The 23,454-nt window shown below is 72.1% G+C and carries 19 protein-coding genes; 9 read left to right on the top strand and 10 right to left on the bottom strand.

Features of this window, described 5'->3' with window-relative positions:
* The gene (sucB, locus tag AC3YNX_RS17500) at positions 1 to 1,923 is read right to left on the bottom strand and encodes a 2-oxoglutarate dehydrogenase, E2 component, dihydrolipoamide succinyltransferase (RefSeq protein ID WP_489996270.1); all 1,923 of its coding nucleotides are present in this window, start codon (positions 1,921 to 1,923) and stop codon (positions 1 to 3) included.
* A 49-nt stretch (positions 1,924 to 1,972) separates the two neighbouring features.
* Positions 1,973 to 3,358 (bottom strand): dihydrolipoyl dehydrogenase, encoded by a 1,386-nt coding sequence (lpdA, locus tag AC3YNX_RS17505; RefSeq protein ID WP_127783369.1) that lies wholly within the window; start codon positions 3,356 to 3,358, stop codon positions 1,973 to 1,975.
* A gap of 194 nt (positions 3,359 to 3,552) precedes the next feature.
* Here lpdA and AC3YNX_RS17510 point away from each other — a divergent pair, with 194 nt between their 5' ends.
* On the top strand, positions 3,553 to 3,903 hold the full coding sequence (locus AC3YNX_RS17510; protein ID WP_489996299.1) for an oxidoreductase: 351 nt from the start codon (positions 3,553 to 3,555) through the stop codon (positions 3,901 to 3,903).
* A gap of 9 nt (positions 3,904 to 3,912) precedes the next feature.
* On the opposite strand, the gene AC3YNX_RS17515 is transcribed toward AC3YNX_RS17510, so the two are convergent.
* On the bottom strand, positions 3,913 to 5,433 hold the full coding sequence (locus AC3YNX_RS17515) for a leucyl aminopeptidase (RefSeq protein ID WP_489996271.1): 1,521 nt from the start codon (positions 5,431 to 5,433) through the stop codon (positions 3,913 to 3,915).
* A gap of 129 nt (positions 5,434 to 5,562) precedes the next feature.
* Between AC3YNX_RS17515 and gcvT the strand changes: the two genes are divergently transcribed.
* Both gcvT and AC3YNX_RS17525 read left to right on the top strand, forming a co-directional pair.
* A complete protein-coding gene (gcvT, locus tag AC3YNX_RS17520) occupies positions 5,563 to 6,669 on the top strand; it encodes a glycine cleavage system aminomethyltransferase GcvT (protein WP_489996272.1) in 1,107 nt (368 codons plus the stop codon).
* A 24-nt stretch (positions 6,670 to 6,693) separates the two neighbouring features.
* Positions 6,694 to 7,800: a branched-chain amino acid aminotransferase gene (locus AC3YNX_RS17525; protein WP_489996273.1), complete on the top strand. Its 1,107-nt coding sequence runs from the start codon at positions 6,694 to 6,696 to the stop codon at positions 7,798 to 7,800.
* A gap of 34 nt (positions 7,801 to 7,834) precedes the next feature.
* Here AC3YNX_RS17525 and AC3YNX_RS17530 read toward each other — a convergent pair whose 3' ends face one another.
* Genes AC3YNX_RS17530 through cobU form a run of 3 tightly spaced genes read right to left on the bottom strand, consistent with a single transcriptional unit; the run spans position 7,835 to position 10,260 of the window.
* Positions 7,835 to 8,599 carry an adenosylcobinamide-GDP ribazoletransferase gene (locus tag AC3YNX_RS17530; RefSeq protein ID WP_489996274.1) on the bottom strand — a complete coding sequence of 255 codons (765 nt, stop codon included), beginning with the start codon at positions 8,597 to 8,599 and terminating at the stop codon, positions 7,835 to 7,837.
* Positions 8,596 to 9,681, bottom strand: coding sequence for a nicotinate-nucleotide--dimethylbenzimidazole phosphoribosyltransferase (cobT, locus tag AC3YNX_RS17535; protein WP_127783364.1), 1,086 nt, complete (start codon positions 9,679 to 9,681; stop codon positions 8,596 to 8,598). The genes AC3YNX_RS17530 and cobT overlap by 4 nt, the downstream gene beginning before the upstream one ends.
* Positions 9,682 to 9,741: 60 nt before the next feature.
* The gene (cobU, locus tag AC3YNX_RS17540) at positions 9,742 to 10,260 is read right to left on the bottom strand and encodes a bifunctional adenosylcobinamide kinase/adenosylcobinamide-phosphate guanylyltransferase (protein WP_241248893.1); all 519 of its coding nucleotides are present in this window, start codon (positions 10,258 to 10,260) and stop codon (positions 9,742 to 9,744) included.
* 125 nt (positions 10,261 to 10,385) lie between these two features.
* On the opposite strand from cobU, the gene AC3YNX_RS17545 reads away from it, so the two are divergent.
* A complete protein-coding gene (locus AC3YNX_RS17545) occupies positions 10,386 to 10,583 on the top strand; it encodes a hypothetical protein (RefSeq protein WP_127783363.1) in 198 nt (65 codons plus the stop codon).
* A gap of 20 nt (positions 10,584 to 10,603) precedes the next feature.
* On the opposite strand, the gene AC3YNX_RS17550 is transcribed toward AC3YNX_RS17545, so the two are convergent.
* Positions 10,604 to 11,221 carry a DUF3043 domain-containing protein gene (locus AC3YNX_RS17550; protein WP_127783362.1) on the bottom strand — a complete coding sequence of 206 codons (618 nt, stop codon included), beginning with the start codon at positions 11,219 to 11,221 and terminating at the stop codon, positions 10,604 to 10,606.
* Between the two features lie 137 nt (positions 11,222 to 11,358).
* Here AC3YNX_RS17550 and AC3YNX_RS17555 point away from each other — a divergent pair, with 137 nt between their 5' ends.
* Positions 11,359 to 11,712 (top strand): HesB/IscA family protein, encoded by a 354-nt coding sequence (locus AC3YNX_RS17555; protein ID WP_127783361.1) that lies wholly within the window; start codon positions 11,359 to 11,361, stop codon positions 11,710 to 11,712.
* Between the two features lie 156 nt (positions 11,713 to 11,868).
* Positions 11,869 to 12,846, top strand: coding sequence for a carbohydrate kinase family protein (locus AC3YNX_RS17560; RefSeq protein ID WP_127783360.1), 978 nt, complete (start codon positions 11,869 to 11,871; stop codon positions 12,844 to 12,846).
* A 75-nt stretch (positions 12,847 to 12,921) separates the two neighbouring features.
* Here AC3YNX_RS17560 and asnB read toward each other — a convergent pair whose 3' ends face one another.
* Positions 12,922 to 14,847, bottom strand: a complete 1,926-nt coding sequence (gene asnB / locus AC3YNX_RS17565) for an asparagine synthase (glutamine-hydrolyzing) (RefSeq protein ID WP_127783359.1) — start codon at positions 14,845 to 14,847, stop codon at positions 12,922 to 12,924.
* A gap of 211 nt (positions 14,848 to 15,058) precedes the next feature.
* On the opposite strand from asnB, the gene ctaC reads away from it, so the two are divergent.
* Together ctaC and AC3YNX_RS17575 are read left to right on the top strand one after the other, a co-directional pair.
* Positions 15,059 to 16,024, top strand: coding sequence for an aa3-type cytochrome oxidase subunit II (gene ctaC, locus AC3YNX_RS17570; RefSeq protein WP_127783358.1), 966 nt, complete (start codon positions 15,059 to 15,061; stop codon positions 16,022 to 16,024).
* A 22-nt stretch (positions 16,025 to 16,046) separates the two neighbouring features.
* Positions 16,047 to 16,445 (top strand): cytochrome c oxidase subunit 4, encoded by a 399-nt coding sequence (locus AC3YNX_RS17575; RefSeq protein WP_127783357.1) that lies wholly within the window; start codon positions 16,047 to 16,049, stop codon positions 16,443 to 16,445.
* 161 nt (positions 16,446 to 16,606) lie between these two features.
* Here the strand turns inward: AC3YNX_RS17575 and hrpA are convergent, their stop codons facing one another.
* Both hrpA and AC3YNX_RS17585 read right to left on the bottom strand, forming a co-directional pair.
* Entirely contained in the window at positions 16,607 to 20,527 is a 3,921-nt protein-coding gene (hrpA, locus tag AC3YNX_RS17580) for an ATP-dependent RNA helicase HrpA (RefSeq protein WP_489996275.1), read from the bottom strand.
* Positions 20,524 to 22,086 carry an MDR family MFS transporter gene (locus AC3YNX_RS17585; RefSeq protein WP_489996276.1) on the bottom strand — a complete coding sequence of 521 codons (1,563 nt, stop codon included), beginning with the start codon at positions 22,084 to 22,086 and terminating at the stop codon, positions 20,524 to 20,526. Before AC3YNX_RS17585 ends, hrpA begins: the two co-directional genes overlap by 4 nt.
* A gap of 306 nt (positions 22,087 to 22,392) precedes the next feature.
* On the opposite strand from AC3YNX_RS17585, the gene AC3YNX_RS17590 reads away from it, so the two are divergent.
* On the top strand, positions 22,393 to 23,385 hold the full coding sequence (locus AC3YNX_RS17590; protein ID WP_127783354.1) for an NlpC/P60 family protein: 993 nt from the start codon (positions 22,393 to 22,395) through the stop codon (positions 23,383 to 23,385).
* Positions 23,386 to 23,454 lie beyond the last annotated feature (69 nt).

Below are 23,454 nucleotides of genomic sequence, written 5' to 3' on the forward strand. Positions count from 1 at the left end.
CTACAGACCGAGGTCAGCCTCGAACGCTGCGTCCTCCAGTCGCTGCTTGACCGTGGTCAGGAAGCGTCCGGCGTCGGCACCGTCGATGAGGCGGTGGTCGTAGGTGAGCGGCAGGAAGCACATCGACCGGATCGCCAGCGAGTCGTTGCCGAGCTCGTCGGTGACCACGACCGGCCGCTTGACGATGGCGCCCGTGCCGAGCATGCCCGCCTGCGGCGGGACCAGGATCGGGGTGTCGAACAGGGCGCCCTGGCTGCCGATGTTGGTGATGGTGAACGTGCCGCCGGAGAGCTCGTCGGGCTTGAGCTTGTTGTTGCGGGTGCGGTCGGCCAGGTCGGCGATGGCCCGGGCCAGCCCAGCCAGGGACAGGTCGCCGGCGTTGTGGATCACCGGGGAGAGCAGCCCGTTGGGGGTGTCCACGGCGATCGCCAGGTGCACCGCGCCGTGGTAGGTGATCTCCTTGGCGTCCTCGTTGTAGGAGGCGTTGACGTTGGGGTGCGCCTTGAGCGCCTCCACCACGGCCTTGGCGAAGAACGGCAGGAACGTCAGGTTGACGCCCTCGGACTTCTGGAACGAGGCCTTGGCCCGCGTGCGCAGCGCCGCCACCCGAGACATGTCGACCTCGAAGGTCTGGGTGAGCTGCGCGGTGGTCTGCAGCGACTCCCGCGTCTTGGTTGCGGTGATCTGCCGGATCCGGTTGGCCTTCTGCTTGGTGCCACGCAGGGCGGCCAGCTCGGGACGCACGCCAGCGGTGGCCGCGGGGGAGCGGCCGGTGTCGCTGGTGCTGGCGGCCTCCTCGGCCGGAGCGGCCTGCTGGGAGTCGGCGTCCTTGGCCTCGGCGGCGGCCAGCACGTCCTGCTTGCGGATGCGGCCACCCACCCCGGTGCCGGTGAGCGAGTCGAGGTCCACGCCCTTCTGGTTGGCGAGCTTGCGCACCAGCGGGGTCACGTAGGGCGCGGAGCCCTTGTCCCCAGCCGAGGTGCTCGCGTCCGGCTTGGAGTCGGCAGGCTTGGCCTCAGCAGGCTTGGAGTCGGCGGGCTTGGCCTCAGCAGGCTTGGAGTCGGCGGGCTTGGACTCGGCCTTGGCCGGCTCGGCCGCCTCCTGCTCCTCGGCGGCCTCCTCCGCGGCGTCGTCGGTCTCGGCGCGCTGCGCCGTCTCGTCCTGGGTGGCCTCGCCCTCGGCAGTCTCCTGCTCGGGCTCGCTGTCGTCGGTGTCGTCGGCCCCGGCGGAGGCGTCGTCGGCGGAGCCGATCTTGCCCAGCACCCCGCCGACCTCGACGGTGTCGTCCTCGGCGGCGGTCTGCTCCAGGAGCACGCCGGCCACGGGGGAGGGGATCTCGGTGTCGACCTTGTCGGTGGAGATCTCCACCAGGGGCTCGTCCACGGCGACCTCGTCACCGACCTGCTTGAGCCAGCGGGTGATGATGCCCTCGGTGACGCTCTCGCCCAGCTCGGGCATGGTCACGTCGGTGCCGGAGCCACCCTTGTTGGGCTTGGCGCCACCGGCCGGTGCCTGCTCAGCCTCGTCCTGGTCCTGGCTGGACTCCTCAGCGCCGGACTCCTCCGTGCTCGACTCCTCGGCGCCGGACTCCTCGGCCTCGGGCTCCGCAGCGGAGTCCTCGTCCTCGGTGCTGTCCTGCTCGGCGGTGTCGTCGGCGGAGTCTCCACCGTCGTCGGTGGACTCACCCTCCTCGGCGATGACGGCGAGCTCGGCGCCGATCTCGACCGTCTCGTCCTCGGCGGCGACGATGCGCTGCAGCACGCCGGCGGCCGGCGAGGGGATCTCGGTGTCGACCTTGTCGGTGGAGACCTCGAGCAGCGGCTCGTCGACGGCTACCGTGTCGCCCTCCTGCTTGAGCCAGCGGGTGACGGTGCCCTCGGTGACGCTCTCACCGAGGGCCGGCATCTGGACGGAGAAGGCCATTTCGTCTGACTCCTCGTCAGTCGTAGCGGAGTGAAGCTGTTAACGGTGGTTAGGAGTGTGCGTGCAGGGGCTTGCCGGCCAGCGCCAGGTGCGCCTCGCCGAAAGCCTCTGACTGGGTGGGGTGGGCGTGGATGAGCTGGGCAACGTCGTCGGCGTAGGCCTCCCAGTTGTAGACCAGCTGGGCCTCCCCGACGAGCTCTCCGACGCGGGCGCCCACCATGTGCACGCCCACCACGGGACCTTGCTCGTCCTTGCCGCCGGCACGGATGAGCTTGACGCCGCCGGCGGTCTTGAGAATCTGGCTCTTGCCGTTGCCGGCGAGGTCGTAGACGACGGTGCTGACCTCGCCGAACTTCTCCTTGGCCTGGGACTCGGTGAGCCCGACCGAGGCGACCTCGGGGTTGGAGTAGGTGACGCGGGGGATCCCGGTCTCGTCGATCGGCGCCGGCTCCAGGCCGGCGAGGTGCTCGGCCAGGTAGACGCCCTGGGCGAAGCCCCGGTGGGCCAGCTGCAGGCCGGGGACGATGTCGCCCACGGCGTAGACGCCGTCCAGGCTGGTCTTGAGGTGCTCGTCGGTGAGGACGAAGCCGCGATCCATCTCCACGCCGGCCTCGGCGAAGCCGATGTCGGCGGTGCGGGGTCCGCGACCCACGGCCACCAGCAGCAGGTCGGCCTCGAGGGGGTCGCCCTTCTCCAGGCTGACCGTGACGCCGGAGTCGGACTGCTCCACGCCGGTGAACTTCACGCCGGTCTTGAAGGTGATGCCACGCTTGCGGAATGCCCGCTCGAGCTGCTTGGAGGACCACTCGTCCTCCAGCGCGACCAGGCGGGGCAGCGCCTCCACCACGGTGACCTCCGCGCCGAAGGAGCGCCACACGCTGGCGAACTCCACGCCGATCACGCCGCCACCGAGCACCACCACCCGCTCGGGCACGTAGTCGAGGTTGAGCGCCTGGTCGCTGGTGACCACGCGACCGGTGATCTCCAGGTCGGGCAGGCTGCGGGCGTAGGAGCCGGTGGCCAGCACGACGGCCTTGGTGGCGGTGTAGCGCTCGCCGTCCACCTCCACCGTGGTGTTGTCGACCAGCCGGCCGGTGCCCTCCACGACGGTGATCTTGCGGCTCTTGACCAGGCCCTGCAGTCCCTTGTAGAGCTTGGCGATCACGCCGTCCTTGTAGGAGTTGACGCCGCTCATGTCGATGCCCTCGAGGGAGGTCTTCACCCCGAAGGCGTCACCCTCACGGGCGGAGTCGGCCACCTCGGCCGCGTGCAGCAGGGCCTTGGTCGGGATGCAGCCCTTGTGCAAGCAGGTGCCACCCACCTTGTCGTTGTCGATCATCGTGACCGTGAGGCCCAGCTCGGCCGCGCGCAGCGCGCAGGCGTACCCGCCGGAACCTCCGCCGAGGATCACCAGGTCGGTGGCTTCGCTCAACATCGTCTCCTCTTCGTCGTCGCCGCACGTCCTGCTGTCCAGCACCGGAAGTGCGGCGTCTCGCCGGTGGGACGGGTGGTGCAGCAGGTGCCCGGTCATCCTTTCACTTCTCCAACTCGGCCGGGTGGCGAGGTGGCACTATCGACCCGCTCAGTGCCACAACGGCAGTGCGAGCAGACGTGACCGGGGGACACACGGTGGGGATGTTCAGGCGGCGACGCCGCGACGTGACGGCGATCAACCGGTGGCAGCGGGCCGAGCCCGCGGACGGGCGTCACCTGCGGTCATGGGCGCGCGAGCACCTCGGGGTGGAGGCCTACGTCGAGCCGGCCACCGCGGTGACCGGGATGACGGTGGTGCTGGTGGCCCACGACGGGGAGTGGACGCGCCGCCGCGTCGACGGCCCCGACGCGGCGCGCCGGCTGGGCAAGGACCTGAGGATCCCGGTGTACGACGTGCACCGGGTGGGCTACCCGCAGCGGATGCGGGACCACGACGCCCGCCTACGCATCCTGCGCAGGCGGGCGGCCGGGTTGTCCGGGGGCTGACGCGAGCGATCAGCCGTGCTCGGCGATGTCCTCCAGGACCGCGATCATGGTGCGCACCGGAACGCCGGTGCCGCCCTTGCCGGTGTAGCCGTGCGGGCTGCCGGTGTTGTACGACGGGCCGGCGATGTCGATGTGCGCCCACTGCACCCCGTCGGCCACGAACTCCTTGAGGTAGGTGCCGGCCACCAGCATGCCCGCCCAGCGGTTGCCCGCGACGTTGGCCAGGTCGGCGATGGGGGAGTCCAGCTCGGCGCGCAGCTCGGCGGGCAGCGGCATGGCCCAGCCGCCCTCGCCCACCTCGCGGGAGATCACCGCGACGCGGTCCCGGAACGACTCGGTGCCCATCACGCCGGGGGTGCGGTTGCCCAGGGCGACCATCTGCGCGCCGGTGAGGGTGGCGGTGTCGATGAGGTAGTCGGGGTTGTCCTCGCAGGCCCGCACGATCGCGTCGGCCAGCACGAGGCGGCCCTCGGCGTCGGTGTTGAGCACCTCCACCGTGGTGCCGCCGTACTGGGTGAGCACGTCGCCGGGGCGCTGCGCGGTGCCGGAGGGCATGTTCTCCGCCATCGGCACGGTGGCGGTCACGTTGATGGGCAGCGCGAGCTGTGCGGCCAGCACCACGGTGGCGACCACGGCAGCAGCACCGGACATGTCGGAGGTCATCGCGTCCATCCCGGCGGCGGGCTTGATGGAGATGCCACCGGTGTCGAAGGTGATGCCCTTGCCGACCAGCGCCACCGAGGGCTTGCCCCGCTTGCCGCCGGTGTAGGACAGCCGCACCAGGCGCGGGGGCCGGCTGGAGCCCTGCCCCACCCCGAGCAGGCCGCCGTAGCCCCCCTTGGCCAGGGCCTTCTCGTCCAGGACCTCGACCTTGAGCCCGGCGGCCTTGCCCAGGGCGGCGGCCCGGTCGGCGAAGGAGGCGGGAAACAGGTCGTTGGGCGGGGTGTTGATCAGCTCGCGGGCGGTGGCCACTGCACCGCCGATCGCCGTGGAGCGGGCCAGCGCGGCCTTGGCGGCGGAGTCGGCAGCGTCCGGGACCACCAGGTCCATCCGGGCCAGCGGCGCCTTGCCCGCCTCGGACTTGTACGCGGTGAACACGTAGCTGCCCAGGATGACGCCCTCCGCGGTGGCGCCCAGGTCCACCGTGGACAACGTGGTGGCGGCGCGGGCGGTGCCGGCCAGCGCGCGCGCGGCCACGCCGGCGGCGCGACGGACCTGCTCGCCGGTGGGGGCGCTGGTGCCCTCCTCCAGTGCGCCGAGCCCGACGGCGAGCAGCGTGGCGGCGCCCACCGCACCCCGAGTCGACAGCTTGGTCACCTCACCGGCCGAGCCGGTGGCACCGAGGACGGCGAGCTCGGCGAGCAGCTCGCTGCCCCCGAGCACGTCCGCGCCCACCAGCTCCGGGCTGGGCGAGTCGCCGTTGGAGCCCTTCAGCAGCCCGACGACCAGCACGTCGACGCCGCCCTCGACCTCCTCGACCAGCCGCAGCTCGGGGGTGGTGGGCAGGGTCTTGGCTGGTTGAGCGCTCACGGGGTGACTCCTTGGGATGGTCTGCGGGAACAGCGCGTGTCTCTGTCCGGTGATGCTAGTGCCGGGCCGGCAGCGGCGTCCGGGCTGCCGCCAGCGGTTCGCGCCGGCACCGCGGGATACCGTCAGCACGTGGACGAACAGTCGAGCCAGCTGCGCCAGAGCCCGGTGCGCGACCAGCACGTCGCGCTGGGCGCCACCTTCGCCCCGTTCGGCGGCTGGGAGATGCCGGTGTCCTACGCCGGGGTGGTCGCCGAGCACACCAGCGTGCGCGAGGCCGTCGGGGTGTTCGACGTCAGCCACCTGGGCAAGGCCGCGGTGCGCGGACCGGGTGCGGCCGAGCTGGTCAACCGCTGCCTCACCAACGACCTGGGCCGCATCAGCCCCGGCCAGGCGCAGTACACCCTGTGCTGCAACCCCGACGGCGGCGTGGTGGACGACCTCATCGCCTACCTGGTGAGCGACGACGAGGTGTTCCTGGTGCCCAACGCCGCGAACACCGCCGCCGTCTGTGCCGCGCTGTCCGCGGCGGCGCCCGCGGGGGTCACCGTCACCGACGAGCACACCGGCCACGGCGTGCTGGCCGTGCAGGGTCCCCGCTCGGCGGAGGTGCTCGCCCAGCTGGGTCTGCCGCAGGACATGGACTACATGGCCTTCGCCGACGCGCAGTGGCAGGGCCGGGCGGTGCGGGTGTGCCGCACCGGCTACACCGGTGAGCACGGCTACGAGCTGCTGCCGCGGTGGGCGGACACCGCCGAGCTGTTCGCCGCGCTGCTGGGCGCGGCCGAGCCGCTCGGGGGACAGCCGTGCGGGCTCGGTGCCCGGGACACGCTGCGCACCGAGATGGGCTACCCGCTGCACGGCCACGAGCTCACCACCGACATCACCCCCGTGCAGGCGCGGGCGGGCTGGGCCGTCGGCTGGGGCAAGCCGGAGTTCTGGGGCAAGCAGGCGCTGGAGGCGGAGAAGGCGACCGGTCCGGTGCGCCGGACCTGGGGCCTGCGGGCCAGCGGGCGCGGTGTGCCACGGGCGGACATGCCGGTGCTCGTCGACGGCGTGCAGGTCGGCCGCACCACCTCCGGGACGTTCTCGCCGACCCTGCGCACCGGCATCGCGCTGGCGCTGCTGGACACCGCCGCGGGCCTGTCCGCGGGCAGCCAGGTGGTGGTGGACGTGCGCGGGCGCAGCCTGCCCTGCGAGGTGGTGGCGCCACCGTTCGTCCCGGCGCACACCCGCTGACCGGCGGGTACTACCGTGCAGGGCATGAACGCGCCCGCCACCTTCACCCGAGCTCCGCACCCGTCCCCCGCCCCGGAGCAGGCGCGTGCGGACATTCTCGCTGCTCCGGGTTTCGGCGCGCACTTCACCGACCACATGGTGAGCATCAGCTACACCGAGGAGCGGGGCTGGCACGACGCGCAGGTGCTGCCCTACCGCCCCATCGAGCTGGACCCCTCGGCGATGGTGCTGCACTACGGGCAGGCGATCTTCGAGGGCCTCAAGGCCTACCGCCACGCGGACGGCACCATCAGCTCCTTCCGCCCCACCGCCAACGCGGAGCGCTTCCGCACCTCCGCCCGGCGCCTGGCCATGCCCGAGCTGCCCGAGGAGCTGTTCATGGGCTCCATCGCCGCGCTGCTGGAGGCGGACGAGGCGTGGGTGCCCGCGGCCGGGGGTGAGGAGTCGCTGTACCTGCGCCCGTTCCTGTTCGCCACCGAGGGCGGCCTCGGCGTCCGCCCGGCGCGGGAGTACCGCTACCTGCTCATCGCCTCGCCCGCCGGTGCCTACTTCAAGGGTGGGGTGAAGCCGGTGAGCGTGTGGTTGTCCACCGAGTACGTGCGGGCCGCTCCCGGCGGCACCGGTGCCGCCAAGTTCGCGGGCAACTACGCCGCCTCGCTGCTCGCCCAGGCCCAGGCCGCGGACGAGGGCTGCGACCAGGTGGTGTGGCTGGACGCCACCGAGCGCCGCTGGGTGGAGGAGATGGGCGGGATGAACCTGTTCTTCGTCCTCGGCTCCGGCGCCGACGCCCAGGTGGTCACCCCCGAGCTGTCCGGCTCGCTGCTGCCCGGCATTACCCGCAGCTCGCTGCTGCAGCTGGCCCAGGACATGGGCCTGCCGGTGACCGAGCGCCGCATCTCCACCGAGGAGTGGGAGAAGGGCGCCGCCTCCGGGGACATCACCGAGGTGTTCGCCTGCGGCACGGCCGCGGTCATCACCCCGGTCGGTCGGGTCAAGCACGCCGGTGGCGAGTTCACCATCTCCGACGAGGTCACCGGGCCGGTCACGTCCCAGCTGCGGGCCACGCTCACCGGCATCCAGCGCGGCGACGTCGCCGACACCCACGGCTGGATGCAGGTCATCAAGAGCTGACCGTCCCGGCAGGGCGCAGGCCGCGTGCCCTGGGCTAGGCGCCCAGGGCGAGAACCAGCACGGTCGCGGTGACCACGCTCTCCGAACAGGCCCCCAGCACGTCACCGGTGACGCCGCCGAAGCGACGGGTGGTGTGCCAGGACAGCGCCGCGGCGACCGCGGCACCGACCAGCACCGCCACCGGGCCCTGCCACCAGCGCCCGTCCACCGCCGCGGCGGAGGCCACCAGCAGCACCGCGCCCCACGCCAGCGGCACGGCCACCGGCTGGGTGCCGGCCACCAGCGCGCCCAGCCCCTCCGGGCGGGCGGCGGCCACGCCGCGGCGACAGGCCCAGCCCACGGCCACTCGTCCGGCGGCCACCGCCAGCACCACCGCCCACCAGCGGCCCTCGACGGCGAGCGTGCCCAGCCCCACTACCTGCACGCCGAGCACCAGCACCAGCGCCACCACCGCGAAGGGTCCGGTGCTGCCGTCGCGCATCACGCTCAGCGCCCGCTCGGGCGGGCCGTAGCAGCCCAGCCCGTCCACGGTGTCGGCCAGCCCGTCCAGGTGCATCCCGCGGGTGGCCAGGGCCAGCCAGCCCACCGCGAGCAGGCCGGCCAGCAGCGCCGGGGCCTGCGCCTCGCCCAGCACCCACAGCAGCCCCGCGGTGACCGCGCCCAGCAGCAGCCCCACCACGGGCGCCACGGTGATCGCGCCGCCGGCCACCCGCCGGTCGACCTGCTCGGGGCCACGCACGGGGGCGACGGTCAACCAGGACAGCGCCAGCCGGGCCGAGTCCGCTGGGGTGGCGCTCACCGCTCGGAGGAGGGGATCGCCGGGGCGGGAGCGGGATCACCCGCGGGCCCGGCCACGCCGGCGCTGTCGAAGCTGGCCATGTCGGTGAGGATGCGCACCGCGGACTGCACCAGCGGCAGTGCGGTGACCGCGCCCGAGCCCTCGCCCAGGCGCATCTCCAGGTCCAGCAGCGGCACCAGGCCGAGGCGGCCCAGGGCCAGCTCGTGCGCGGGCTCGGCGGAGCGGTGCCCGGCCACCCACCATGCCTTGGCGCCGGGGGCGAGGCGCTCGGCGACCAGCGCGGCGGCGGTCACCACCATGCCGTCCAGGATGGCCGGGGTGCGGCGGACCGCGGCCTGGGCCAGGAAGCCGGCCATGGCGGCGAAGTCCGCGCCGCCGACGCTGCGCAGCAGGGCCTCGGGGTGGTCCACCACGGCCATCGCCCGGCGGCGGGCGTCGCGGACCACGGCGGCCTTGCGCATCCAGCCGTTGTCGTCCACCCCGGTGCCACGGCCGATGACGGTGACCGGCTCGGCGCCGGTGAGCGCGGAGATCAGCACCGCGGCGGGGGTGGTGTTGCCGATGCCCAGGTCGCCGGCGATGAGCAGGTCCGCGCCGGAGTCCACCTCCTCGTCGGCCAGCCGCCGGCCCAGGGCGATGGCGTCGGCGCACTCCTGGGCGGTGAGGGCGTCCTCCCGGTCGATGCGGCCGGAGCCGCGGCGGATCTTGCCGCCGGAGACCACGTCGGCGGTGTCCACGTTCACGGCCACGTCCACCACGCGCACCGTGGCCCCTGCGGCGGCGGCGATCACGTTCACCGCGGCACCGCCGGCGAGGATGTTGTCCAGCATCTGCGGGGTGACCTCGGCCGGGTAGGCCGACACCCCGTGCGCGGCCACCCCGTGGTCACCGGCGAAGACCACCACGCGGGCGCGGGTGATGGGCTGCGGGGGACAGGTGCCCTGGCAGGCGGCGATCCACACGCCCAGCTCCTCCAGCCGGCCGAGCGAGCCGGCGGGCTTGGTCAGCTGCAGCTGACGGGCCACGGCCTCGCGGTGCGCCTGCTCGTCGGGCGGGGCGACGGGGGGAAAGTCGGTGCTCACGGGCAGCCTCTCGGTGGACGGGTGGGGAACGTGCGGCGGTCGGGGTACGGGGTCACTGGGCTAGCGCAGCCGGAGCGGCAGCCCGGCGACCACGAGCAGCACCTCGTCGCACACCGCGGCCACGGCACCGTTGAGCGCACCGACCTCGTCGCGGAACAGCCGGCCGGACACGGTGGCGGGCACCACGCCCATGCCCACCTCGGGGGTCACCAGCACCAGGCGGGCGGCGCAGCCGGCCACGGCCCGCACCAGCTCCGCGCAGCGGGGGGCCAGCGTGCCGCGCGGGGACTCCCAGGCGCCGGCCTCGTCGAGCTCGCGGGTGAGCCAGGTGCCCAGGTCGTCCACCAGCACCACGTCGCCGGCGACGGCACCGTCCAGCACGGCCACCAGGTCGGCGTCCTCCACGGTCAGCCAGTGCGCGGGGCGGCGTGCGCGGTGGGTGGCGATGCGCGCGGCCCAGTCGGAGTCCTGCGGGCGGTCGGCGGCGGTGGCCACGTACCGCACCGGCCCGGTGCCCAGCAGCTGCTCGGCGTGCGCGGACTTGCCCGATCGGGCCCCGCCCAGCACCAGTGTCCGCACGTCCGGGCACGCTACCGTGCGCGACGACGTGGTCGGCGGCACGGCCACCCGGCGCCGCCGCTACGGTCTGGGCACACCCCAGGGTCGCCCGACCGGGGCAGCTCGCACGCAGGAGGAGCACACCGATGGCACACCGCTGGCGCTACGAGGACAGTGCGGGCCACCCCGTGGCGGGCCCGGACCTGGAGTTCGACGACGCCGCCGAGGCCGAGGCCTGGTTCAGCGACAGCTGGGAGGAGCTGGCCGGCGCCGGCGTGCACCAGGTGGTGCTGCTGGACGGCGACACCAAGGTCTACGGACCGATGGGCCTGGACCCGGCCTGACGGGCCGGCGGGGGGAGCGGCTAGACCGGGTCGCCGGGCTTGACCCGGGGACGCGGCGCCCGCAGGCGGCGGATCTGGGAGGCGCGGATGAAGGAGTACCAGCCCAGCCGCAGCCCGCTGGTGGTGTCGTCGGGGTAGCGCTCGTGCACCCGGGCCGAGACCAGCCTGCCCAGGTACACACCCTCCACCGCCATCACGATCATGATGAGCAGCATCCCGATGGCCACGACGTTCTGCAGCGACGGGATCATGAAGGTGAGCACCACCACCAGCGCCAGCGGCATGAACAGCCCGGTGATGTTGCGGCGCCCGTCCACCACGTCGCGGGCCAGCGCCTTGGCCGGACCACGGTCGCGGGCCAGCACGAAGCGGTCGTCGCCGGACATCATCCGCTCGCGCCGCTCCGCCGCGGCCTGGCGTCGCTCCGACTTGGTGGTCTTGGCGCCCTTGGTGGTCTTGGAGCGCTTGTAGGCCTCGCGCTGGGTGACCGGCGGCGGGGGGACCGGTCCGCGGCGGCGACCCTCGGCGTCGCGCCGCTTGGGCGTGGGGCGCCCCTTGCCGTTCACGACCTCCGGCTCGGAGACCGTGGGTTCCACGGTGTCGGAGGGAGTGGGCGTGCGTCGGCGCAGGAGTTTCACAGCACCAGGGTAGGCGAGAGCTCCACGACGGTCACCAGTGCTGGTGGCAGGACGTACCGGTCACAGGGTGAGGGAATGCCAGGAGGCGGAGTACCGTTAGCCCAGGCAAAGCCAATAGCACGAGCTGAGGGAGACCCATGAGCGTTCAGGACGAGACCACCACCACCCATGGTGTGATCATGACTGAGGCCGCCGCCAGCAAGGCGAAGGCGCTGCTCGAGCAGGAGGGCCGGGACGACCTGGCGCTGCGCATCGCTGTCCAGCCGGGTGGTTGCGCGGGCCTGCGCTACCAGCTGTTCTTCGACGACCGCACCCTCGACGGTGACCTCGTCAAGAGCTACGACGGCATCGACCTCGCGGTCGACCGGATGAGCGCCCCCTACGTCGACGGTGCCTCCATCGACTTCGTGGACACCATCGAGAAGCAGGGCTTCACGATCGACAACCCGAACGCGGGCGGCTCCTGCGCCTGCGGCGACTCGTTCAACTGAGTCCAGCGGCCCGCTAGCCGGGCCGGGCACGGCGCGAGCCGGCAGAGCTTCCGAGGACCGTCACCCCCCCGTGGGTGGCGGTCCTCGGTCGTGTCCGCACCACGGTGCCCGTACGGTAGACAGACTCGCGCTCCACACTGGAAAGGTCTTGCCACCGTGACGATCGCCGTTGCCGGTTCCATCGCTACCGATCACCTGATGAAGTTCCCCGGACGCTTCTCCGAGCAGCTGGTCGCCGACCGCCTGGACAAGGTGTCGCTCAGCTTCCTCGTCGACGAGCTGGTGATCCGCCGCGGCGGGGTGGCCGGCAACATCTGCTTCGCCATGGGGGTGCTCGGCGGCAACCCGCTGCTGGTGGGGGCGGTGGGCGCCGACTTCGCCGACTACCGCGCCTGGCTGGAGCGCCACGGCGTGGACTGCACGGCGGTGCGCGTCTCCGAGACCGCGCACACCGCGCGCTTCGTGTGCACCACTGACGTGGACATGGCGCAGATCGCCTCGTTCTACTCCGGGGCGATGGCCGAGGCCCGCGACATCGAGCTGGGCCCGCTGCTGGACAAGCACGGCGAGCTGGAGCTGGTGCTCGTCGGCGCCGACGACCCGGACGCGATGCTGCGCCACAGCGACGGCTGCCGCGCGCTGGGCATCCCCTTCGCCGCCGACCCGTCCCAGCAGCTGGCCCGCCTCGACGGTGACCAGGCCCGCCGGCTGATCGAGGGCGCGACGTACCTGTTCACCAACGACTACGAGTGGGACCTGCTGCTGCGCAAGACCGGGCTCACCGAGGCCGAGGTGCTCGACCAGGTGGGCATGCGGGTGACCACGCTGGGCCACAAGGGCGTGGAGATCGTCAGCGCCGACGGCACCTCGCTGCACGTGGGGGTGGTGCCCGAGACCGACAAGACCGACCCCACCGGCGTGGGCGACGCCTTCCGTGCGGGCTTCCTCACCGCCCGCAGCGCCGGGCTGAGCCTGCAGCGCGCCGCCCAGCTGGGCTCGCTCATCGCGGTGCTGGTGCTGGAGACGGTGGGCACCCAGGAGTGGACCCTGGACCGCGACGCGGCGCTCGCGCGGCTGCGGGGCGCCTACGGCGACGAGGCGGCCGAGGAGCTCGGCGCCCTCCTGCCCGTCTAGCGCCTGGACACCTGAGACCGAGCAGGGCCCGGACACCACGCGGTGTCCGGGCCCTGCTCGTGGCGGGGTGCTGGGCTAGAGCAGCACGGGGTACTGCTGGTCGGAGATCTCCGGATTGATCCGCTGCTCCACGAAGATGCCGTGCCAGAGCATGAACACCAGCACCGTCCAGATGCGCCGGCTGTGGTCGGTGGTGCCGGCCTGGTGCTCGTCCAGCATCCGCAGCACCGCGGCCTTGTCCAGCAGGTGGTCGGTGCCCGACTGGGTGACGATGTCGCGGGCCCAGGCGTTGAGCTCGGTGCCGCGCAGCCAGTGCTTGAGCGGCACCGGGAAGCCCAGCTTGGGCCGCTGCAGGACGTGCGCGGGCACGATGTCCTCCAGCGCCCGGCGCAGCGCGTACTTGGTGGTGTCCTTGGTGATCTTCTGCTGGTGCGGCAGCGCCGAGGCCACCTCGAAGACCCTGGTGTCCAGGAACGGCACCCGCAGCTCCAAGGAGTTGGCCATGGTCACCTTGTCCGCCTTGACCAGGATGTCCCCGCGCAGCCAGGTGAACAGGTCCAGGTGCTGCATCCGCGCCACCGGGTCCCAGCCCTCGGTCTGGGCGTAGAGCGAGGCGGTGACGTCGGTGTGGCCCCAGCCGGGGTTGAAGTCGCGCAGCACCGTCTGCAGCTCGTCGTCGCGGAAGTTGCGCGCGTTGCCGTAGTAGCGCTCCTCCAGGGTCAGCGCCCCGCGGCGGAGCAGGTCCTTGCCGCGGCGGCCGTCCGGGATGCGCTTGGACAGCTGGCCCAGCCCGCGGCGCAGGCCGCGGGGCAGGTGCTCGAACGGCGCCAGCGACAGCGGCTCGCGGTAGATGGTGTAGCCACCGAACAGCTCGTCGGCGCCCTCGCCGGAGAGCACCACCTTGACGTGCTTGCGGGCCTCCTTGGCCACGAACCACAGTGGCACCAGCGCGGGGTCGGCCACCGGGTCGTCGAGGTACCAGACGATCTGGGGCAGCGCGGCGGCGAACTCCTCCGGGCCCACGGTGCGCACCACGTGGCGCACACCGATGGCGGCGGCGGACTCCGCGGCCACGTCCACCTCGGAGTAGCCCTCCCGCTCGAACCCGGTGGTGAAGGTGATCAGGTCGGGGTTGTGCCGCTTGGCCAGCGCTGCGATGGCGGTGGAGTCGATCCCGCCGGAGAGGAACGCGCCCACGGTGACGTCGGCGCGCATGTGCTTGGCCACCGAGTCCTGCAGCGCCTCGGAGATCTCCGCGTAGCGCCGGGTGGCGTCGCCCTTGGCGAAGGGCACCACGGAGAGCTCGGCGTGGAAGTAGCGGGTGATCTCCGGGTCCTTGCCGGGGCGCACCACGGCCCAGCAGCCCGACTCCAGCTTGCTGATCTGGGCGTGCAGGGTCTCCGGCTCGGGCACGTACTGCAGCGCCAGGTAGTGCTGCAGCGCCCGCTGGTCCAGGCCGGTGTCCAGCTCCATCGCCGAGGCCAGCTCCAGCAGGCTCTTCTTCTCGCTGCTGAACGCGGTGCCGGCGGCGGAGGTGGCCAGGAAGCAGGGCTTGATGCCGAACGGGTCGCGGGCCAGGAAGAGCTCGCGGGTCTGGGTGTCCCAGATGCCGAAGACGAACATCCCCCGCAGCCGGGTGACGGCGTCCGGGCCCCAGTGGTGGAAGGCAGCCACGATCGGCTCTGTGTCACCCTGGGTGGTGAACACCACACCGTGCTCGCGCTCCAGCTCCTCGCGGAGCTCGACGTAGTTGTAGACCTCGCCGTTGAAGGCGATGGCGTAGCGGTCCGGCGACTCCGGCGGCCCCCAGCGCAGCGGCTGGTGGGAGTGCGCGACGTCGATGATGGAGAGGCGGTTGAAGCCGAGTGCCAGGTCCTCGTCGTGCCAGCTGCCGGTCTCGTCCGGACCGCGGTGGCGCTGGCAGTGCATGGCGGCGGCGACCGCGTTGGCATGGTCGGCGGCGTCAGCCGAGGAGGTCAGAAGTCCAAGCAGTCCGCACACGCTGTAAGAGCACCTCAATCAAGTTGGTCGGGAGGATCGCCAGGGCGACCGACGACGGTCTCAGTATGCCGCTTGCTGCCCTCGCGAACAGTCACCACGGGCCGCCGGGACACGGCGCCGCACCGGGCGAACCCACGGCGCGCGTGCGCGGCGGGCTGCGATAGTCTTTCGCCACCCCGGCAGACCTGCTGGGGTTTGTGACTAGGAGGGCGTGGACGTGGCGCAGAGTGGGAACACCCGTCGTCGGGCGACCCGTACAGGGCTCGCGGCGCTGCTCGCGCTGACCGCAGTTCTGGTGTCCGGGTGTTCATCGGAGGAAGTGCTCCGCTTCGGCTGGCCCGAGGGCATCACGCCTGAGGCCGAGGACATGCGTGAGCTGTGGACGTGGTCGGTCATCGCCGCCCTGGTCGTGGGTCTGCTGGTGTGGGGCCTGATGTTCTGGACCATCACCTTCCACCGCAAGAAGAAGGGTGCGGAGGAGTTCCCCCGCCAGACGCAGTACAACCTCCCCCTCGAGGTCGTCTACACCGTCATCCCGTTCCTCATGATCGCCGTGCTCTTCTACTTCACGGTCATCACGCAGAACAAGGTCACCGACGTGCAGGCCGACCCGGACGTCAAGGTGAACGTCACTGCTTTCCAGTGGAACTGGGAGTTCAGCTACCCGGAGGAGGGGGACACCCCCTCTGGCGGCGAGGTCACCACCATCGGCTCCAGCGAGGAGGTGCCGATCCTGGTGCTGCCCACGGGCCAGCGGGTGGAGTTCACCATCGAGTCGGCTGACGTCATCCACGCCTTCTGGGTCCCGGAGTTCCTCTTCAAGCGTGACGTGTTCCCGCACCCGGAGAAGAACGACAGCCAGAACGTCTTCCAGATCTCCAGCATCGACAAGGAAGGTGCCTTCGTCGGCCGCTGCGCCGAGATGTGCGGCACCTACCACTCGGCGATGAACTTCGAGGTCCGCGCCGTCAGCCCCGAGCTGTTCGACCGCTACGTCGCGCTGCGCAAGCAGGTCGACCCCGCGACCAACGCTCCGTACACCACGGCCGGCGCGCTGAGCGAGCTGGGCAAGCAGGACACCGCCTGCGGTGAGCTGTGCAGCCCGGTCTCCACGTCGACCATCCCGTTCGACACCAAGCGTGACGCTCGCCAGGCGACCGTCGCCGACGGCAACTGACAAGAGAGACGTGGACTGACCCATGAGAATCGAAGCGCGCATCTTCGAGCTGCTCACCGCGTTCTTCCTCATCGTCGCGGTGATCTACGGAGTGCTCTCCCAGGAGCCGATCGGCACCACGGCGCTGGCCCTCAGCGCTGGGCTCTCGCTCATCGTCGGCACCTACTTCCGGTTCGTCGCCCGACGGCTGGCCCTGCGTCCGGAGGACTACGGCGACGCCGAGATCTCTGATGGTGCCGGTGACCTCGGCTTCTTCAGCCCGGGCAGCTACTGGCCGGTCGTCGTGGCTGCCGCCGCGGGCATGATGGCGATCTCCCTGGCCTTCTACCACGTGTGGATGATCGTGCTGGCTGGTGTGGTCGTCATCCTCACCGCGGCCGGGATGGTCTTCGAGTACCACATGGGCCCGGAGAAGCACTAGCAGCAACGCGCCCCACTGATCGCCCTCGGCCACCGGCCGGGGGCGATCAGTCGTTTGGTGAGCGGCTCGTTGCCGGCCGACCCGGGTGGGCGTTTAGGTCCCTTGTCGCCCTTTTCGCCCCTGCCAGGTCGAGGAGGGACCTGGACGCCCCGAGAGCGGGATCAGGCGGGGAGGGCGTCCATGGCCTTGTAGATGCGCTTCTCCGAGATCGGGTAGGCGGTGCGCAGGGTCTGCGCGAACAGGCTGACCCGCAGCTCCTCGATCATCCAGCGCAGCTCGGCGACGTCGGGGTCGTCGTGGCGGTCCGGCGACAGCGACGCCAGCAGCTGGGCGTGCTCGGTGCGCACCCGGTTGAGCACCACCATGGCGTCGCGGTCGCGGTTGGCGCTGCCGGGCAGCGACTCCAGCCGGCGCTGCGCCGCGGTGAGGTAGCGCGCCAGGTCGGGCAGGCGTCGCTGGCCCACCTCGGTGACGAACCCGGCGTGCACCAGGTCGGCCAGCTGCTGGGCCACGTCCTCGGCGGGCTCGCCCCGGGCGCCGGCCAGGGTCAGGCGCAGCTGCTGGGCGGCGACCAGCACCGGGCGCACCGCGGTGAGCACGGCGAACACCCGTTCGGGCAGCTCGCCGCGCACCCTGTCCCGCAGCGCGGCGAAGCCGGCTTCGCTCCACACCGGGCCACCGGCCTCGGCCGCGATCGCGTCCACCGCGGCGGCGGTGCAGTCGGCGAGCAGCGCGGCGACGCTGCCGTGCGGGTTCTGGCTCAGCGCGAGCCGGTCGGCGTTGCTCAGTCGCGCCACCACCGACTTGCTGGGGCTGGGCACCGCCAGCAGCAGCATGCGGCGCAGGCCGGCGGCCATGGCGCGGCGCTGCTCGGCGGCGCTGGGCAGCACCTGCACCGCCACGGCGTCGCCGGTGTCCACCAGGGCGGGGTAGCCGCGCACGGTCTGTCCGCCCACGGCGTGCGCCACGCTGCGCGGGAGCTCGCCGATGCTCCAGGCGGTGAGCCCGGAGCGCTCCACGCCGGAGACCGCCTGGCTGACCGCGGTGCGCACGTTGGGCTGCAACCGGCGGCGCAGCGCCTCCAGGTCCTTGCCCTCGGCCAGCGTGGCGCCGGCGGTGTCCACCACCCGGAAGGTCATCCGCAGGTGGTCGGGCAGGGCGTCCAGGTCGAAGGCGCTGGGCGGGATCTCCGTGCCGCTGAGCGACCACAGGGCGTCGGCCACGGCATCGGTGAGGGGAGCGCTGCGCGGCTTGACCCGGTCCAGCACGGCGGTGGCGTAGTCCGGCGCCGGCACCACGTTGCGGCGCAGCTGCTTGGGCAGCGTCTTGATCAGCGCGGTCACCAGCTCGTGGCGCATGCCGGCCACCAGCCAGTCGAAGCCCAGCGGACGCACCTGGTTGAGCAGCGGCAGCGGCACCTGCACGGTGACCCCGTCGGCGTTGCCGCCCGGCTCGAAGGAGTAGCTCAGCGGCAGCAGGATCTCGCCCTGCCGCCAGGCGTCGGGGTACTCGCCCTCCAGCACCGGTGCCGCCGCCGGGTTGGTGACCACCTCGGGGGTGAACGTCAGCAGCTCGGGGTCCTCCCGGCGCGCCTTCTTCCACCAGGTGTCGAAGTGGCGGGCGGAGACCACCTCCTTGCCCACCCGGGCGTCGTAGAACTCGAACAGCGTCTCGTCGTCGACGACGATGTCGCGCCGCCGTGCTCGGCTCTCCAGCTCGGCGACGTCCTCGAGCAGCTCGCGGTTGGCGTGGAAGAACCGGTGCTGGGTGCGCCACTCGCCCTGCACCAGGGCGTGCCGGATGAACAGCTCGCGGGAGACCTCCGGGTCGATGCGCCCGTACTGCACCGGGCGCTGGGCCACCAGGGGGATGCCGTAGAGGGTGACCCGCTCGTAGGCCATCACCGACTGCCGCTTGATGGACCAGTGCGGCTCGGAGTAGGTGCGCTTGACCAGGTGTGGGGCCAGCTCCTCGGCCCACTCCGGCTCGATGCGTGCGGCGGTGCGTCCCCACAGCCGGCTGGTCTCCACCAGCTCGCCCACCATCACCCAGCGCGGGGGCTTGCGGGCCAGCGCGGAGCCCGGCCACACCGCGAAGTGGGCCCCTCGGGCGCCGAGGTACTCGCGCTTCTCGCCCTCCTTGAGCCCGACGTGGCTGAGCAGGCCGGCCAGCAGCGCCTGGTGCACCGCGTTGGGGGCGGCCGGGGAGGTGTTGGGCGTCCACCCCAGCTGCTTGGTGATGGAGCGCAGCTGCCCGTGCAGGTCCTGCCACTCCCGGATGCGCAGGTAGTGCAGGAAGTCGGCCTTGCACTGCCGGCGGAACTGGTTGCTGCTCAGCTCGGTGCGCTGCTCGCGCAGGTGGTTCCACAGGTTGAGGAAGGCCAGGAAGTCCGAGGTGGGGTCGGCGAAGCGGGCGTGGCGCTCATCCGCCGCCTGCTGGTGCTCGGTGGGGCGCTCCCGGGGGTCCTGGATCGACAGCGCCGCCACGATCACCAGCGCCTCGGCCAGGCAGCCGTTGCGGTGGGCCTGGGAGAGCATGCGGGCCATCCGCGGGTCCACCGGCAGCTGCGCCAGCTCGCGGCCGGAGGCGGTGAGTCGCTTGCGGGGGTCGGGCTCACCGGGCTGCAGCGCGCCCAGCTCCTCCAGCAGGGCCACGCCGTCGCGGATGCTGCGGGCGTCCGGTGGCTCCACGAACGGGAACGCGGCGATGTCGCCGAGGCCCAGGGCGCTCATCTGCAGGATCACCGACGCGAGGTTGGTGCGCAGGATCTCCGGGTCGGTGAACTCCGGGCGGGACTGGAAGTCCTCCTCGGAGTACAGCCGGATGCAGATGCCGTCGGCCACCCGGCCGCAGCGGCCGGCCCGCTGGTTGGCCGAGGCCTGGCTGATCGGCTCGATGGGCAGGCGCTGCACCTTGGTGCGCACGCTGTAGCGGGAGATGCGGGCGGTGCCCGGGTCGACCACGTACCGGATGCCGGGCACGGTCAGCGAGGTCTCGGCGACGTTGGTGGCCAGCACCACCCGGCGGCGGGTGCCCGGGGCCGGGGGAGTGAACACCCGATGCTGCTCGGCGGCGGTGAGCCGGGCGTACAGCGGCAGGATCTCGGTGCCGCGCAGGTTGCGCTCGCGCAGCGCCTCGGCGGTGTCGCGGATCTCCCGCTCGCCGGAGAGGAACACCAGCACGTCGCCGTCACCGGCCTCGCCCAGCTCCTCCACCGCCTCGCACACCGCGTCCACCGGGTCGCGGTCGATGCTCTGCTCGCCCACCTCCACCGTCAGCGGCCGGTAGCGCACCTCCACCGGGAAGGTGCGTCCGCTGACCTCGATGATCGGTGCCGGCCCTGCGTCGGTGGCGAAGTGCTCGGCGAAGCGCTGCGGGTCGATGGTGGCCGAGGTGATGATGACCTTGAGGTCGCGCCGGCGCGGCAGCAGCTCCTTGAGGTAGCCCAGGATGAAGTCGATGTTCAGGCTGCGCTCGTGCGCCTCGTCGATGATGAGGGTGTCGTAGCGCTGCAGCAGCGGGTCGCGCTGGATCTCGGCGAGCAGGATGCCGTCGGTCATCAGCTTGACCAGGGTGGTGTCGCCGGCCTGGTCGTGGAAGCGGACGGTGTAGCCCACGGCGCCACCGAGCTCGGTGTCCAGCTCCTCGGCGATCCGCTCGGCCACGGTGCGGGCGGCGATGCGGCGGGGCTGGGTGTGCCCGATGGTGCCCAGCACGCCGCGACCGAGCTCCAGGCAGATCTTGGGCAGCTGGGTGGTCTTGCCGGACCCGGTCTCCCCGGCCACCACCACCACCTGGTGGTCGCGGATGGCTGCGGCGATGTCGTCGCGGCGCTGGCTGACTGGCAGCTGCTCGGGATAGGTGATGGCCGGCACCGCGGCCCGGCGCCCGGCCACCCGCAGCTCGGCGGCGTCGACCTCGCGGGCCACCTGCTCCAGCGCGCGGGCAGGGTCCTTGCCCTTGCGGGCCCGCTCCAAGCGGCTGCGCAGCCGGCGCTGGTCACGCAGGGCCAGCTCGGGCAGGCGCGCGCGCAGCTCTGCCACCGACGGGGTGGCGCGGGGTGCGGGAGAGGTGGAGGTCATGCCCCAGACAGGGTACCGGGAGGCGCACCGAGGGCCGGCGGCGCCGCTGCGGTCGGTGCGGCCCCGGCGGCGGGGGCGTCCGCGGTGGGCCCGGTGGGGCTGGCGTCCACGGTCTTGCGCAGCGGCACCTCCCGGATGAGCAGGATGCAGATCAGCGTGAGGATCCCCAGCGGGGTGGCCACCAGGAAGAGGTCCCCGGTGCCGTGGCCGTAGGCCGACTGCACCACCGCGCGGGTCGCCTCGGGCAGCGCGGCCACGTCGGGCAGCGCACCGCCGCCGCCGGGCTGCAGCGCACCGGTGCCCCGGGCGTGGTGGGCGGCGCGGGTGGCCAGCAGGGCGCCGAGGGCCGACACTCCCGCCGCACCGCCAAGGGTGCGGAAGAACATCACGCCGGAGCTGGCGGCACCGATGTCGCGCATGTCCACGGTGTTCTGCACCGCCAGGATGAGGTTCTGCATGAGCAGGCCCATCGCCGTGCCCAGGCTGCACATCGCCAGGGCGAGGACCAGGTAGGACGTGTCCGCGCGGACGGTGGCCATCGCGGCGAGACCAGCGACCAGCAGGACCGCGCCGAGCACGAGGTAGCGCTTCCAGTAGCCGAAGGCGCTGACCAGCCGGCCCACCACCGTGGAGGCGACGAACATGCCGCCGATGAAGGGCAGGGTGAGCATGCCCGCCTTGGTGGGCGACACGCCCTGGCTGACCTGGAAGTACTGGCTGAGGAAGACCGTGCAGGCGAACATCACCACCCCGACCAGGGTGGAGGCCACGGTGGCCAGCACGACGGTGCGTCCGCGCAGCCGGTTCAGCGGCAGCAGCGGCTCGGCCACCCGCGTCTCCACCACCACGGCGATCGCCAGCAGCAGCACCCCGCCGCTGACCAGCACTGCAGTGGTGGGGGAGGCCCACGCGAAGCGCTTGCCGGCCAGGCTCACCCAGATCAGCAGCGCCGAGACCCCCGCGCTGATGAGGAGGGCCCCGAGGTAGTCGATGCGCACCGGCCGGCGCTGCACGGGCAGCACCAGGGTGCGCTGCAGCACCACGATCCCGGCCACGGCGAAGGGGATCACCACGTAGAAGCACCACCGCCAGCCGAGCCAGCTGGTGTCCACCAGGACGCCGCCGATCAGGGGCCCGCTCACGGTGGCCAGGGCGTACGTCCCGCCGAGGTAGCCGCTGTAGCGACCGCGCTCGCGCGGGGACACCATCGCGGCCAGCACCACCTGGGTGAGCGCGGCGACCCCGCCGGCCCCGACGCCCTGGAACGCCCGGCAGGTGAGCAGCATCCCGGTGGACGCCGACATGCCGGCCGCAACCGAGGCGATGGTGAATATCACAAGTGCAAGCTGCATCAACAGCTTCTTGGAGAACAGGTCGGCGAGCTTGCCCCACAGCGGCGTGGAGACGGTCATCGCCAGCAACGTGGAGGTGACCACCCAGCTGTAGGCGGCGTCGCTGCCGTGCAGGTCAGGGATGATGGTGGGCAGCGCGTTGGCCACCACTGTGGATGCCAGCGCGGTGACGAACATGGCAAGCAACAAGCCCGACAAGGCTTCCATGACCTGTCGGTGAGTCATGCCTGGAGCGGCGCCGGGGGCGGCGACAGGTGCGGTCGGTCCGGAGTGGCCTCGCGTCGCTCGCCCCATGCCCACTCTGTCCTTTTTCTATTACGTGCAGAAACCAACTACCCCGCTGCGGATAGTGACACCCGGCCGCGGCTGGGCGCAAGCCTGAGTCCCGCAGTGCCCCCGCGGCGTGGCCGCTGACCGGGCGAAGGTCCCCTGGGCTGAGGTCACGATCCGTTACCGTCACGTACTCCAAACGATGCGTAGCCACGCACTGACGAAGAGTGACTGGGGAACGACATGGGTGTAAAGAACCGCCTGCGAGACATGATCACGCTGGCTGCCGTGGCCGCTGGCGCAGTCGCTGGAGTCGGTATCGGGCAGGGTGCGGCACAGGCGGCTCCGGCGTGCCAGCCCTACGGGGAGATCGGCAGCACCTGGCACGGCGCCGGGGGCAACAAGTCCTATCTCGGGCACTGTGTGGACGACGAGCATGCGGTGCCGGGCGGTCGTGCCCAGGGCTTCGCCGGTGGCGCTGTCTACTGGAGCGACAAGTCCGGCGCCCACAGCGTCAAGGGCCTCATCCGCGAGCACTACTACAACATGGGAGCCAGCGGGTCCTTCCTGGGCTTTCCGCTGAACGACGAGTGGGGCACGGCCAAGCACACCGGCTCGTTCAACCACTTCCAGGGCGGCAGCATCTACTGGTCCCACGCCACGGGGGCGCACGAGGTGCACGGCGCGATCCGGGACCGCTGGAAGAGCATGGGCTGGGAGACCGGCGCCCTGGGCTACCCGACCTCCGACGAGTACAAGGTGAGCGAGGGCAAGCGCAGCGACTTCCAGGGCGGGTCGATCATCTGGAACGCCAAGACCGGAGCGACCCGGGTGATCGGCAACGCCGCCGCCGCGGTGGCGCCGGCCGCGCACACCACCTCGGCACCGTCCTCGGCGGGGCAGAAGGCGCTGGCCGTGGCGGCCACCAAGCTGGGTGCGCCCTACGTGTGGGGCGCCAACGGCCCGAGCACCTTCGACTGCTCCGGCCTGACCTCCTGGGCCTTCCGGCAGATCGGGATCAACATCCCGCGCACGGCGGCACAGCAGGCCACGGTGGGCAGCCACGTCGCCAAGGGTGACCTCAAGGCCGGGGACCTGGTGTTCTTCTACAGCCCGGTCTCGCACGTGGGCATCTACGACGGCAAGGGCAACGTGCTCAACGCCCCCACCGCCGGCCAGGGCGTGAAGTACACGCCGATCCAGTACCTGGAGTACAACACCGCTCGCCGCATCTAGGTTCAGCACGAGCATCTAGGTTCAGCACGAGCATCTAGGTTCAGCACGAGCATCTAGGTTCAGCACGAG

The organism is Rhodococcus sp. Z13_19A (genome assembly GCF_058133575.1).

What these genes read in the sequence shown, in the direction of transcription:
- sucB (WP_489996270.1), bottom strand. Translation starts at nt 1,923, where the DNA reads ATGGCCTTCTCCGTCCAGATGCCGGCCCTCGGTGAGAGCGTCACCGAG.
- AC3YNX_RS17575 (WP_127783357.1), top strand. Translation starts at nt 16,047, where the DNA reads ATGAGAATCGAAGCGCGCATCTTCGAGCTGCTCACCGCGTTCTTCCTC.
- AC3YNX_RS17590 (WP_127783354.1), top strand. Translation starts at nt 22,393, where the DNA reads ATGGGTGTAAAGAACCGCCTGCGAGACATGATCACGCTGGCTGCCGTG.
- AC3YNX_RS17525 (WP_489996273.1), top strand. Translation starts at nt 6,694, where the DNA reads ATGAACGCGCCCGCCACCTTCACCCGAGCTCCGCACCCGTCCCCCGCC.
- hrpA (WP_489996275.1), bottom strand. Translation starts at nt 20,527, where the DNA reads ATGACCTCCACCTCTCCCGCACCCCGCGCCACCCCGTCGGTGGCAGAG.
- AC3YNX_RS17585 (WP_489996276.1), bottom strand. Translation starts at nt 22,086, where the DNA reads ATGGAAGCCTTGTCGGGCTTGTTGCTTGCCATGTTCGTCACCGCGCTG.
- lpdA (WP_127783369.1), bottom strand. Translation starts at nt 3,358, where the DNA reads ATGTTGAGCGAAGCCACCGACCTGGTGATCCTCGGCGGAGGTTCCGGC.
- AC3YNX_RS17545 (WP_127783363.1), top strand. Translation starts at nt 10,386, where the DNA reads ATGGCACACCGCTGGCGCTACGAGGACAGTGCGGGCCACCCCGTGGCG.
- AC3YNX_RS17555 (WP_127783361.1), top strand. Translation starts at nt 11,359, where the DNA reads ATGAGCGTTCAGGACGAGACCACCACCACCCATGGTGTGATCATGACT.